15 protein-coding genes are annotated in these 12,664 nt (G+C 64.7%); 7 read left to right on the forward strand and 8 right to left on the reverse strand.

Going from position 1 to position 12,664, the window contains the following annotated elements; genetic code table 11:
• Position 1 precedes the first annotated feature (1 nt).
• From JJ918_RS15695 to JJ918_RS15720, 6 genes are all read right to left on the reverse strand, one after another.
• Positions 2-1,681 carry an ABC transporter transmembrane domain-containing protein gene (locus tag JJ918_RS15695; protein WP_291889424.1) on the reverse strand — a complete coding sequence of 560 codons (1,680 nt, stop codon included), beginning with the start codon at positions 1,679-1,681 and terminating at the stop codon, positions 2-4.
• A gap of 96 nt (positions 1,682-1,777) precedes the next feature.
• Entirely contained in the window at positions 1,778-2,026 is a 249-nt protein-coding gene (locus JJ918_RS15700) for a DUF4170 domain-containing protein (protein ID WP_291889428.1), read from the reverse strand.
• A gap of 35 nt (positions 2,027-2,061) precedes the next feature.
• Positions 2,062-3,423, reverse strand: coding sequence for a TldD/PmbA family protein (locus JJ918_RS15705; RefSeq protein WP_291889431.1), 1,362 nt, complete (start codon positions 3,421-3,423; stop codon positions 2,062-2,064).
• 40 nt (positions 3,424-3,463) lie between these two features.
• Positions 3,464-3,856 carry an MAPEG family protein gene (locus tag JJ918_RS15710; RefSeq protein ID WP_291889434.1) on the reverse strand — a complete coding sequence of 131 codons (393 nt, stop codon included), beginning with the start codon at positions 3,854-3,856 and terminating at the stop codon, positions 3,464-3,466.
• Positions 3,857-3,885: 29 nt separating this feature from the next.
• Positions 3,886-4,545 carry a DsbA family oxidoreductase gene (locus JJ918_RS15715; protein ID WP_291889437.1) on the reverse strand — a complete coding sequence of 220 codons (660 nt, stop codon included), beginning with the start codon at positions 4,543-4,545 and terminating at the stop codon, positions 3,886-3,888.
• Between the two features lie 149 nt (positions 4,546-4,694).
• Positions 4,695-4,913 carry a hypothetical protein gene (locus tag JJ918_RS15720; RefSeq protein ID WP_291889440.1) on the reverse strand — a complete coding sequence of 73 codons (219 nt, stop codon included), beginning with the start codon at positions 4,911-4,913 and terminating at the stop codon, positions 4,695-4,697.
• 203 nt (positions 4,914-5,116) lie between these two features.
• Between JJ918_RS15720 and JJ918_RS15725 the strand changes: the two genes are divergently transcribed.
• Positions 5,117-5,689 carry a YkvA family protein gene (locus tag JJ918_RS15725; protein WP_291889443.1) on the forward strand — a complete coding sequence of 191 codons (573 nt, stop codon included), beginning with the start codon at positions 5,117-5,119 and terminating at the stop codon, positions 5,687-5,689.
• Between the two features lie 16 nt (positions 5,690-5,705).
• On the opposite strand, the gene JJ918_RS15730 is transcribed toward JJ918_RS15725, so the two are convergent.
• Positions 5,706-6,899, reverse strand: coding sequence for an LL-diaminopimelate aminotransferase (locus tag JJ918_RS15730; protein WP_291889446.1), 1,194 nt, complete (start codon positions 6,897-6,899; stop codon positions 5,706-5,708).
• 194 nt (positions 6,900-7,093) lie between these two features.
• Between JJ918_RS15730 and JJ918_RS15735 the strand changes: the two genes are divergently transcribed.
• From JJ918_RS15735 to JJ918_RS15760, 6 genes are all read left to right on the forward strand, one after another.
• The gene (locus JJ918_RS15735) at positions 7,094-7,591 is read left to right on the forward strand and encodes a helix-turn-helix domain-containing protein (RefSeq protein ID WP_291889449.1); all 498 of its coding nucleotides are present in this window, start codon (positions 7,094-7,096) and stop codon (positions 7,589-7,591) included.
• Positions 7,588-9,270, forward strand: a complete 1,683-nt coding sequence (locus JJ918_RS15740) for a serine hydrolase (protein WP_291889451.1) — start codon at positions 7,588-7,590, stop codon at positions 9,268-9,270. The genes JJ918_RS15735 and JJ918_RS15740 overlap by 4 nt, the downstream gene beginning before the upstream one ends.
• A 108-nt stretch (positions 9,271-9,378) precedes the next feature.
• Entirely contained in the window at positions 9,379-10,965 is a 1,587-nt protein-coding gene (locus tag JJ918_RS15745) for a lysine--tRNA ligase (protein WP_291889454.1), read from the forward strand.
• Between the two features lie 130 nt (positions 10,966-11,095).
• On the forward strand, positions 11,096-11,512 hold the full coding sequence (locus JJ918_RS15750; RefSeq protein WP_291889457.1) for a hypothetical protein: 417 nt from the start codon (positions 11,096-11,098) through the stop codon (positions 11,510-11,512).
• A 3-nt stretch (positions 11,513-11,515) separates the two neighbouring features.
• Complete coding sequence (locus JJ918_RS15755; protein WP_291889460.1) at positions 11,516-11,947, forward strand: hypothetical protein; 432 nt, start codon at positions 11,516-11,518, stop codon at positions 11,945-11,947.
• Between the two features lie 3 nt (positions 11,948-11,950).
• On the forward strand, positions 11,951-12,166 hold the full coding sequence (locus tag JJ918_RS15760; RefSeq protein WP_291889463.1) for a helix-turn-helix transcriptional regulator: 216 nt from the start codon (positions 11,951-11,953) through the stop codon (positions 12,164-12,166).
• 19 nt (positions 12,167-12,185) lie between these two features.
• Here the strand turns inward: JJ918_RS15760 and JJ918_RS15765 are convergent, their stop codons facing one another.
• Positions 12,186-12,659 (reverse strand): GNAT family N-acetyltransferase, encoded by a 474-nt coding sequence (locus JJ918_RS15765; protein WP_291889466.1) that lies wholly within the window; start codon positions 12,657-12,659, stop codon positions 12,186-12,188.
• Between the last annotated feature and the right edge of the window lie 5 nt (positions 12,660-12,664).

Here is a 12,664-nt window from a genome sequence, read left to right on the forward strand (position 1 = left end):
CTCAGTCCTCGCTGGCACCGAACTGCATGCGACACAGGCGGGCATAAAGACCGTCGGCGGCTTCCAGCTCGTCATGGCGGCCCTGTTCGCAGATCTCGCCGTTTTCCATGACATAGATCCAGTCGGCATTGCGCACGGTCGACAGGCGGTGCGCAATGACGAGACAGGTGCGCCCTTCCGACAGGCGCTCGAGAGCGGCCTGCACGCGACGTTCCGACTCGGTGTCCAGCGCGCTGGTGGCCTCGTCGAGCAGCAGGATCGGCGCATCCTTCAGGATGGCGCGGGCAATGGACAGGCGCTGGCGCTGACCGCCGGACAGATTGCTGCCGCGCGGGCCGACGGGCGCGTCATAGCCGCCGGGCAGATCCATGATGAAATCGTGGGCATCGGCCGCCTTGGCCGCCGCGACGATGGCGTCGTCCGGGGCACCGGGATCGCCGAAGCCGATATTGGCTTTCACCGTGTCGTCGAACAGGGTCACATCCTGGCTGACCAGGGCCATCGCGCTGCGCAGCGAGGCCAGCGACACCGCGCGGATATCGGTGCCGTCGATACGGATCGTGCCGGATTGCGGATCGTAGAGGCGGGGCAGCAGATTAAGCACCGTGGACTTGCCCGAACCGGACGGGCCGACCAGTGCGACGGTGCGGCCCGGTTCGGCTCTCAAGGACACGCCTTTCAGGGCGGGGGTGCCGTCGGGATAGGCAAAGCCGACCGTATCGAATTCCACCGCACCGGCCGGCACGTCAAGCGCCGGGGCTTCAAGGGCGGAAGACACGCGCTCCGGTTCGTCCAGCACCGCGAACACCCGCTCGAGCACGGCGAAGCCTTCCTGCACCACGGCGTTCAGCGTGCCGATGGCGCGGATCGGCGAGGCGAGCAGGGCAACGCCGGTCAGCACGCCCATCAGGTCGCCGATCGAGCTTTCACCGGCCGACAGGCGCAGTCCCGCGACGGTGATCAGTATGGCCAGCGCCAGACCGCCCACGGCTTCCAGGATCGGATCGACGCGCGCCTTGTTCTCGGCAATACGCAGAAGGAAGCGCAGGCGGTCGCCGAAGGACCGGGCGGCGCGCTCGGTCTCGGCCTCTTCCAGCCCGTAGGTCTTGACCATACGCGTACCGGAAAAGCTTTCTTCCAGCTGGCTGGTCACCGCGCCCATCTGGGACTGGGCCTGGTTGGACGTCTTGCGCAAGCGCTGGCCGATCCGGATCACCGGCCAGGAGGCGAGCGGGTAGACGACCAGAACCAGCAGGGTCAGCATCCAGTCCAGCCACAGCATCCAGCCGATCGTCGCGATCACCTGCAGCACATCGCGCAGCAGATTGTTGGTCAGCCGGATCAGGGTTTCGCGCAGCAGCGTGATGTCATTGGTGAAGCGCGAGACCAGAGACCCGACCGGCTCGCCCTGCAGCCGCGCAAAATCGGCGCGCACCAGCTTGGCGAACATCGCGTTCTGCAGGTCCTGCATCACGGTCAGGGCGAGGCGATTGGTCTGTACGGTCTGCAGATAGAGACTGACCGCCCGCAGCACGGCGAGGCCGACAATCGCAGCGGGCGCAAACCACATCACGCCGGTCTGCAGACCCGCTTCAAGCTGGTCGAAGGTGCGTCCGACCACCCAGACATAGGAGGCAGCTGCGCCGGCGGTGATGGCCGACAGCAGGATCGCCCCGATCACCAGGCCGGTATGGCGCGACAGCCAGTCACGCCACAGCCGGCGGCCCAGGCTTGCGGTGGATGAGGCGGGGGGTGCGGTCGCGGTCAGCGGTCCGGCCTATTTCGTCTCTGCGGCCGGATCGAGCAGCTTGTGCGCGTGGATGATGAAATAGCGCATGTGGGCGTTGTCCACGGTCTGCTGAGCCGCATTCTTCCAGGCCTTGCGGGCATCTTCATAGCTGCCGAACGCGCCGACGAAATCGACGGCCTTGAGATCCTTGAACTCGCAATTCTTGGGATCGACGCAGACCAACTCGCCACCGATGACGATGTGCAGAAGCTGGTTGTTGATGTGGGTCTCGCTCATGATGGGCTCCCGATGAGGTCGTGTCTGCGGCGGCGTTAAAGCCCGCCGACCGATATCGCGTCAACGCATACGCTGGGGGCGTTAACGGCCCCTCTAAATTCCAGATCGCTGCCCGGCACGAGGCGGGCGAAAATCCCGATCAGATTGCCCGCCACAGTCACTTCGCTGACCGGGTGGTCGATCCGGCCGCCGGCAATGCGATAGCCCGACACGCCGACCGACCAGTCGCCCGTATTGGCGTTGAGCGAAGGGCCGAACATCTCGGTCACCAGCAGACCGTCGCCGGCCTGGGCAATCAAATCGTCGCGGCTGGCCTGTCCGGGCTCCAGGTGGAGATTGGTCGGACCGGCGCCCGGCGGGCCGCCCATATTGCGGCGCGCATGACCGGTCGGCTCCAGCGCCAGCTGGCGGGCTGCGGACGAGTTCAGGAACCAGGTGGTCAGCCGGCCGTCCTCGATGATGTTGCTGCGGGCGTTGACCGTGCCTTCGCCGTCGAAGGGGCAGGAGGCATGGCCCCAGTCGCGGTGCGGATCGTCAACGATGACAATGCCGTCGCCGAAAACCTTCTCGCCCATCTTGTCGCGCAGGAAGGATACGCCGCGGGCCACCGAGGGGCCGCTGATCGCCCCGCAAAAGGCGCTGAGGAAGGCTGTGGCGACGCGGCGGTCGAACACGACCGGCATCACGCCGCTCTTGATCTTCTGCGGACCGACCCGCTGCGCTGTGCGCTCGCCGGCCTCGGTGCCGATTTCCTCGGGCGATTTCAGGTCTGCGCCCCGGCGGGCGCTGGTGGCGGCATAGTCGCGCTCCATGGCGCCGTCCTTGCCGGCGATCACCGAGGCGCCATAGCCGAACTGGCTCTTGCGCCAGCCGGAATTGAACCCGGTCGTCGTCGCGTAGGCCGCAGCGCCCTGGCCATAGCTGGCAAAGGCGGTATCGGTCATCGTCACGCCGTCGATCGCGCGTGCCGCCTTCTCGACGCGGTTGGCGATGGCTTCCAGTTCTTCCGGTGACCATTCAACGGCCTCGAACAGGTCGAGGCGCGGCGGGTTGGTGCACAGGCGCTCCGGATCGGCCAGAGCCGCAAACGGATCTTCCGGCGCGGCCTTGGCCATGGCGATGGCGCGTTCGACGGTGAACTGGCGGCCCTGTTCGGACAGGTCGGAGAAGGCGACGCCGGCCTGGCGCTGGCCGACAAAGACCCGTACGCCGGCATCCAGCGACTCCGAGCGCTCGATGTCTTCCAGATTGCCATCGCGTACGGACAGTTCCGTATGGCGCGATTCAGCGACGGAGGCTTCGGCGTGGTCGGCGCCGGCGGATTTGGCGCGCGCGATCAGGTCGGCGGCAATGTCCTGCAGGCGGGCGGCATCGGGTGCGGATTGGGCTTGGGTCATGGCAGGCCTATAGCGCCCGGAACGGCCGCCGGGCAATGGGTCAGCTGATCGCGGCGGCGAGCAGGAGCAGAACCTGGGCCAGCAGGACCAGCCAGGTCAGCCCGGTGCCGAGCATGCGGCCCATGCTGGGACCCGGGCTGGTCAGCAGGCCGTAGCTGTAGACGAAGCGGCCCAGCGTCAGGCCGATGCCCAGTGCGTGGATGATCATCGCACCATATCCCAGCGATGCCGTGAGGAAGAGTGCGAGCAGCGCCAGCGGCACGCATTCCACACCATTGCCATGGGCGCGGATGGCCTGTTCCAGCAGCGCGTCCTTGCCGCTGCCCAGGCTCACCTTGGCGCGGCGGCGGTGGCGCGACACATTCGCGGCCAGCACCAGAAGGATCAGAAGATTGAGTGCCGAATAGAGCCCGACGGCTTGCAGTGCAGACATGCTTCCCCTCTTGCCGGATCAGGGTCCGGTCAGCTTTCCGCCGGCTCGTTCACGGCCTGGCGGATGGCGTCGGCCAGCACGGCCGGCTCCTGGGCGCCCGACACTGCGAACTGCCCGTTGAAAATATAGGTGGGTACGCCGGTTACGCCGAGCTTGCGGAAGAAGACCTCTTCTTCCCAGACGGCTTTCTCGTCGCGATCGCTCGCCAGCAGGTCGCCGGTGATCGCGGCGTCGAGGCCCGCTTCGCCCGCCAGTTCGTTCAGAACCGCACGGTCGCCGATATCACGGGCATCGCGGAAGAAGGCCGCAAACAGGCTTTCTGCCATCGCGTCCGCGCAATCCTGTCCGCGCGCCCAGCGCATCAGGCGGTGGGCGTCCAGCGTGTTGGGCCGCATCTCGATGGCGTCAAAGCGGAAGTCGATCCCGGCGCCGGGGGCGGCTTGTTCCAGGTATTCGCGCATGGCTTTCCAGCGGCCGGCATCGTCGGCGCTGGAGAATTTCGCCTTCATATAGTCGCGATAGGGGCGGCCTTCGCGGGCCAGCGTCGGATCGAGCTGGTAGGGGCGCCAGATCGTCTCGACCGAAACCTCGGGCACGGCGGCGACAGCCGCATCCCAGTTGCGCTTGCCGAGCCAGCACCACGGGCAGACAAGGTCGGCGACGATATCGACGGAAATCTTCTGGGCCATGGCCCATCAGTTAGGCTGTTTTGCCGGAGATTGCGAGGGCGATTGTGGGGCGTCCGGGATCGTCATCTCCCGTGCCGCACTGCGCCCACAGAGGTAACCGGCACAGGAGATGACGCCCACCGGCCATCCACCGACCGAGCGGGGACTGCTCAGACCGTGATGTCGAGCAGGGTATCGGTCATGTCGCTTGCCGTCTGGGCCACGGCTGCTGCGGCGGCATGTGTGGCTTCCGCGCGCTTGATGGCGACGGCGGCCTGGATGATGTCCTGGCCCTTGGCCGAATTCGCAACCATCTGCGAACCGGCTGTGGCGACCTGGGACTGGGCAGCGAGCATGCCTGTGACGGCAGTATTGAAAGCGACGTTCATGCGGAAAACTTATCGTGCGCGGGCCTTGGCAGGGAGCGGAAATCATGTTGGTGGTTAACCGCGCATTGCCGCTGCCCCCGGGGTGACGGCCTTCACGACGATCCCCCGGGACGGCAGGCGCACCCGATCCCGCTTTGTGCTGGACGCCGGTCATGCGACAAGGCGTCATCAATCAACGGCAACAGGAAGGTGCCTTCGACATCATGACCGAACAAACCACCCCCACTCTCAAGGTCGAGCTCGATCTGACCGACGCGGATCTCGACTTTTTCCGGGAGCGTCTCGAACAGTCCCGCGCTTCGCTGGGTACGACGGACGAAGCCCGGATCATGGCGGGTGTCTCCGACATGATGGACAAGGCGCTGGCGTCCAATCCGCCGGAATTCGTCAAGGCCCGCATCCGCCAGCTCGGTCCGCTTCTGGGCATGCTGGAAGACGAGGACTGGAAGCTGGAAGGCGATGACCGCAAGAATGTCATCGACGCGCTGGCCTATTTTGCCGACCCGGAAGACCTGATCCCGGACGCCACGCCGGTCCTGGGCTATGTCGACGATGCGATCATGATCGATCTCGTCGCTGCCAGCCTGTCCGCCGAGCTCGAGGCTTATGCCGACTTCGTCGCGCACCGAGAGGATATCCAGGCCGGCGAGGCCAAGGACCTGGTGCCGCTCGATGAAGCACGAGACTTCATGCAACAGCGTATGCGTCGGCGCCGTCTGCGGGCTCGTGCCGGCGCCAAGTGGCCGCACACCACGCGCATCCGCCACTACTTCTAGTGATGTATCGCCGGGCCTAGACGGCCCGGATCGCGGGTCGGCGGGTTTTCAGGAACTCGCCGATGCCACGCGCGGCCTGGCGGATGCGTTGCTCGTTTTCCACCAGCGCCAGGCGGACATAGCCTTCCCCGTGCTCGCCAAAGCCGATGCCGGGCGCGACGGCAACGCCGGCCTCCTCCATCAGCTGTTTCGAGAACTCCAGCGAGCCCATCTCCTCGCAGCCCTCGGGCAGGGGCGCCCAGGCGAACATCGAGGCTTCCGGCTTCGGGATCGTCCAGCCGGCGCGGCCGAAACTTTCCACCAGAACATCACGGCGATGGCGGTAGATCGCCCGGGCCTCGTCGACACAGTCCTGCGGGCCGTCCAGTGCGGCACAGGCGGCGACCTGGACCGGCGTGTAGGCGCCGTAGTCCAGATAGGACTTCACGCGTGCCAGAGCGCCGACCAGGCGTTCCGATCCGGCCGCGAAGCCGACCCGGAAGCCGGCCATGGAATAGGTCTTGGACATCGAGGTGAACTCGATCGTCCGGTCCTTGGCGCCCTCGACCTGCAGCATTGAAGGGCTGGGCTGGTCGCCGAAATAGATCTCGGCATAGGCCAGGTCCGACAGGATGAGGAGGTCGTGCCTCTGTGCGAACTTCACGACGTCCTTGTAGAAGTCCAGCGTGGCGGTCTGCGCCGTCGGATTGGACGGGAAGCAGACAACGACGGCGATCGGGCTCGGCACGGTGTGGCGGGCGGCGTGTTCCAGGCCGCGCAGATACTCCTCCGGCGAGGGCGCGTGGACATGCCGGATCGTGCCGCCGGCAATCAGGAAGCCGAATGTGTGGATCGGATAGGAGGGCGAGGGCGCCAGGACGACATCGCCCGGAGCGGTGATCGCCTGCGCGAGATTGGCAAAGCCTTCCTTCGAACCCAGCGTGACGATGACTTCCTTGTCGGGATCGAGATCGACATCGAAGCGGCGTTTGTAATAGCGCGCCTGCGCCTTGCGCAGGCCGGGAATGCCGCGCGAGGCCGAATAGCCATTGGTGCGCGGCTTCTCCACCGTATCCTTGAGCTTGTCGAGAATGTGCTGCGGGGTGGGCAGGTCGGGATTGCCCATGCCGAAATCGATGATGTCGGCACCTTCGGCCCGCAAACGTGCCTTCAGGCGATTGACTTCTTCGAATACATAGGGCGGCAGGCGCTTGGTTCGGTGAAATTCCATCGATCTATCCGACATGCTCGAATTTTCTCCCACTAACGCATGGCTCCCCGCCCGCTTCAAGAGGCTAGGCACAGCACATGGCATCATTTCGGATGCAAACGGGCCGAATTGCGGCGGTGACGCGAAACGTGGCCGATCCGTAACTTGTGTCATCACGCTTACTTACGCAAAAATTTGCATAAATGGAGGTGGTGATGACCCCGCGAGACCCTCAGTTCGGCGCGATCCTGTTTCGCGCATCACAGCTTGTCGGCGACCAGGGTGTCGAGGCATTCGACGTGCTCGGCATCGCACTTGACGCCCGCTGGCTTTCGATCGTGCTCGCACTCAATGCGAGGGGGCCGATGACCTCGACCCAGCTGGCCGACCATATCGGGCACTCCCGCCAGGTGATTGAAAGCCGGCTGAAGCCCGGCGTGGCACGGGGCATTTTCACGTCCAGGCCTGACCCGGATGACGCCCGGCGCACGATCTACGGGATCGGCGATGCGGCGAAGCCCACTGTCGCCCGGGCGGTGGCTGTGATGGGGGAGTTCGAAACGGTCTACCAGGCCCTGTGGGACGAAATCGGTATCGATCTGGAAGCGGGCCTGCTCGCAATGGAGGCCGCACTGGCGCGGCGGTCGTTGATCAAGCGCCTGTCCGATCAGCGGGGCAGTGCGTTGGCAGCTGGAACGGAGGAGAGCGCATGATGCTCCGCCCGATTCCTGTTTTCGCAGCCGGCCTCGCGGGTGCGGCAATCCTTTACGCCGTACTAGCTCTCGACGTCTCGGCGTCGAACGACCCGGTCGGGCGCGATGCCGCTGCGCGACTGGAGCAGATGCTTGAGCGTGCCTATGGCGGTGACGAGCCCGGCGCCGCAATGATGGTCCTGGACGGGGATCGTCTGGTTCTGCTGTCGGCGGCGGGGCTGGCCGATGTGGAATGGGGCGTGCCGGCGACGGCCGATACGAGCTTTCGTATCGGATCGATCACCAAGCCGATAACGGCTCTGGCAATCCTCCAGCGGGCTGCAGACGGCGTGCTGGATCTCGACCGGCCGGTCGGTTCATATCTTCCCGGTCTCGATGAAACACTGGGCCGGCCGACCCTTGCCGAGCTGATGTCGCACACATCCGGCCTGCCGGATCACTTCCGCCTGCCGGACACGCCCTCGATCATGCGTAATCCGACAACGCCGGATGAAATCATCGGCCGCATGCGTGGCGCCGAACCCATGTTCGAACCGGGCCAGGCGTGGAGCTATTCCAACTTCAACTATGTTCTGCTGGGGCGTGTGCTGGAAGTGACCGATCCGCAGGGGCGCACCTATGGGGACATCATTGAGGACGACATATTCGCGCCACTGGGCATGACGGACTCCCACTATGACCGCCAGCCCCGCATCGTGCCGCGCCGGGCGCGGGGGTACGACCATGACGGCGAAAGCGTGCTCAATACGGTCACTTTCGACCCCTCGCACGCCTATGCGGCCGGGGCTCTGACGGTCTCGGCGGCTGACATGGTGCGCCTGACCCGCGCTTTGATGAACGACGCGCTCCTGCCGCCTGCCTGGCAATCGCGCGCATGGCAGGAGGTTACTGGCCCTGACGGTGAAGGGTTCGGCTACGGGCTGGGCTTCAATGTCGGCACGCTGATGGGCGAGCGCGTCATCTGGCACAATGGCTCGATCAACGGCTTCCAGGCCGCATGGCTGATCCTGCCGGACAGCGATCGCGCAGTCGCTGTCCTGTCGAATGGGTACTACCGCCCCAATACCACGGCCATGGCGCGGCGGGCGCTTGCTGTTCTGGCGGACAATCCTATACCGGAGCTGGAAGCAGTGGCGGTACCGGATGCAGATCTCGCCAGCCTGCAAGGCCGCTACGTGCTCAGTGATGGCCGTGTGCTGCAGATCCATGTCGAGGATGGCGCGCGATACAATCTGGGCGGCGGGCGCTGGTCCGAACTCGCTGTGACGGCAGACGGCGTCCTGTTCCGTCCGGACAGCCTGACGCATATCCGCCCGCGCACGGATGCGCCGGGTCTGGTCTTCGTTTCGGGCACGACATTGGAAGCCTGGCCGGCAGATCCTCTGCCCGGTTCCCTTGAAGGTGCGCGATCGAGTGTTTCCGTTACACCGGATATGGTCGCAGCCGCCGAGGGGCGGTGGGTTCTGGAGTCCGGCGATACGGTGATCGTCGAGGCAGACGCCGACGGCGTCCTGAGCCTGCAACTGCCGCAGCAGCCACCGCAGCGCCTGTTTGCCCGGTCGGCGCGCCACTTCTTCTGCCGGGAGGCTCCGATCGAACTGATCGTCGGGCCTGAACCGGGGCAGGCCGTTCTGAACCTGTACGGCAATCCTCTGCCTGTCGAGCGTGACGGGCGATAAAGGCGGCCAGCATGAATTCCCATGATCGGCCTGTGTGGCTTGACGCTCTGGCGCTTCCCCTCTACCTCGCCAGCTTTTGCGCACTCCAAGAACAGAAAGACCGATCCGATGATCTCCGATCTTGCCCAAAACGCGAAAGCCTGGCCGTTTGAACAAGCGCGCCTGCTGAAAAAGCGTCTGGACAAGCTCGGCCGAAAATCCGGGCCGGTCGTGTTCGAGACCGGCTACGGGCCGTCGGGTCTGCCGCATATGGGCACGTTCGGCGAAGTCGTGCGCACCACGATGGTGCTGCATGCTTTCGACGTGCTGACCGGCGGCGCTTATGAGCCGAAGCTGATCTGCGTGTCCGACGATATGGACGGCATGCGCAAGGTGCCGGAGAACCTGCCCAATCAGGCGATGCTGGCCGAACACCTGCAGGAGCCGCTGACCGTGGTGCCGGACCCCTTCGGCACGCATGACAGCTATGGTGCCCACATGAATGCGCGCCTGCGCGGCTTCCTCGACAGTTTCGGCTTCACCTACGAATTCAAGTCAGCCACCGAGCTGTACCGGTCCGGAGCCTATGACGACATGCTCGTCCGGGCGCTGGAGAAGTATGACGAGATCATGCAGGTCATGCTGCCGACGCTGGGTGCCGAGCGCCAGGCGACCTATTCGCCGGTCCTGCCGGTCTCGCCGAAGACCGGGCGCGTGCTCTATGTGCCGATGAAGGCGGTCGATGCGAAGGCCGGCACGGTCACGTTCGACGACGAGGACGGCACGGAAACGACCCTTTCGGTGAAGGGCGGACAGGTGAAGCTGCAGTGGAAGCCGGATTTCGGCATGCGCTGGGCAGCCCTCGGTGTCGACTTCGAGATGTTCGGCAAGGACCATCAGACCAATGCGCCGATCTATTCGCGCATCTGCAAGATCCTTGGCGCCGAGCCGCCGACGCAATTCGTCTACGAGCTCTTCCTCGACCAGAAGGGCGAGAAGATCTCCAAGTCGAAGGGCAATGGCCTGTCGGTCGAGGACTGGCTGAAATATGCGCCGCAGGAGAGCCTGGCCTACTATAATTTCGTGAAGCCGAAGACGGCCAAGCGGCTCTATTTCGATGTCATTCCCAAGGCGGTGGACGAGTATCTCCAGCACCTGGCGGCCTATCCCGGCCAGGATGAGGCCCAGAAGCTGGAAAATCCGGCCTGGCACATCCATACCGGCAATCCGCCGTCGGAGACCTCGCCGATCTCCTTCGCCCTGCTGCTCAACCTGGCCTCGGCCGCCAGTGCGCATTCCAGCGATGTGATGTGGGGCTTTATCGGCCGCTATGTCGAGGGTGCGACGCCGCAGACGCATCCGCTGCTGGACCATCTGGCGAGCTTTGCCGTGCAGTATTTCGCGGACTTCGTCGAGCCGACCAAGGCTTTCCGCGCGCCGAGCGATATCGAGCGGGCGGCGATGGAGGACCTGCTGCAGCGACTGAAAGCCATGGACGCCGGCGAGCGTGACGCTGCGAAGATCCAGGACGAGGTCTATGCCGCCGGCAAGACCCAGGACTTCGACAATCTGCGCGACTGGTTCAAGGGGCTGTATGAAGTCCTGCTGGGCCAGTCCCAGGGGCCGCGCTTCGGCTCCTTCGTGGCGATCTATGGCGTCACGGAAACCATCGCCCTGATCGAGCAGGCCCTGGCGGGTGACCTCTTAAAAGGCTGATTTCATGAGATGACCCGCTTGCCGGGTCATCTTTTTGCGACATAAAGTAATAAAAATTTGACATCAAGTCGGCGATATCTTACATCCATCAGTGTCAAAGATAATCGACATCAAGACTGGAGTGTTTGACATGTCCTTCCGTGAAAAAATCGCGGTTCTGACCCTGATCGCCAATGTGCTGATCTACGGGATGTATTTCGGGAATACCGCCAAGGCGGCGCTCGCCGGTGAGGCCGTGCTGAATGGCGGCCACATGATCAGCACCATCGTCCTGCTCATCGTCGTGATGATTGTCGGCACGATCATCGTCAGCTCGACGGCGCCGAAGGATGCAGACGCGCCGGCTGACGAACGCGACCGGCTGATCTCGATGCGCAGCGACCAGATCGCCGGCTATGTCGTCTCGGCCGGTGCGGGCGGATCGCTGGTTCTGGCCCTGGCCGGATTCTCGGTGTTCTGGATTGCCAACCTGGTCCTGCTGGCCCTGGTCGCCGGCGAGATCGTCAAGTCGGTCGCCTGCCTGATCGGCTACCGCCAGGGAGTGTAGCGCATGTCTTTCATGGAAAAGCTCAATCTGGCGGCGCTCGCCGGAGGCGTTCTGGCCCTGGGCTGGTATCTGGTCCGGGTCGTGCCGCAGATCGGCCAGATACCCCTGGACGAGATATCCTGGAAGTGGCCGATGGCGATCGCGATGGGGATATTCATCGTCCTGCTGGTGATCTCCGCCGTCCGCATGGCGATCTCGGACCCGGCTGTGCGCAAGGCTGACGGCATCATCGATGACGAGCGTGACCACGACATCGAGCGGCGCGGTGATGCCTGGGGCGGTCATGCCATGCATGCGGTCGGCTTTGCCGCGCTGGTGATGCTGGTGCTGGACGTGCACAGTTTCTGGATCGCCCAGACGCTCTTCGTCGGCGGCATGCTCGCCGGCGTGGTCTCGATCGGCGTCAAGCTGTTCGCCTATCGCGGGGAGGTGTGACGCATGGCAAAATCTACCCCGATCACCAACCAGATCCGCACGCTGCGTTTTCACACCAATGAGATGACCCAGGCCGAGCTGGCCGAGAAGGTGGGCGTCACCCGGCAGACCGTGATCGCGATCGAGCAGGGCAAATACTCGCCCTCGCTCGAGGTGGCCTTCAAGATCGCCCGGATATTTGGCGTTGGTCTGGAGGATGTGTTCCAGTATCCGGACTGAAGACTGTGTGGCCGGGCCGTTAAAGCGCCACTTCCAGCCAGGGCAGTTCGCGGCCCTTGAAGACGTCGGAGGGGCGCATGGCGACCCGGCGCGCGCCCATATGCAGATAGGCGGGCTCGGCATAAGGGTCCGACAGGATGGTCATTACCGTGTCGCCCCGTGTGCGCAGCTGGTCCTTGGCGCTCTCGAACAGGGCGCGTCCGACGCCGGAGCCGATCGCTTCCGGTGCAATGAACAAAAGGTCCAGCGTGCCGCCATGCCCGTCCGGATCGATCTGGCAGACGCCCAGGAGCGTGCCGTCTTCGGCCTCGGCCACCGTGGTGTAGCCGGCCTCGATCGCGTCGGGTGTGACCTTGAGATAGGGCGAGACGGCCGCCATGAAGGCCGCGTCATATCCCCAGTAAGCCTTGGACCTGAGACACAGGCGGGACAGGGCCTCGTCCTCACCCGGCCGGGCCGGGCGAAGACGGGGAAAGTCTCTATCGGCGCCCATCGAGG

The organism is Maricaulis sp. (genome assembly GCF_017642925.1).
In the GTDB taxonomy this organism is placed as follows: Bacteria; Pseudomonadota; Alphaproteobacteria; order Caulobacterales; family Maricaulaceae; genus Maricaulis.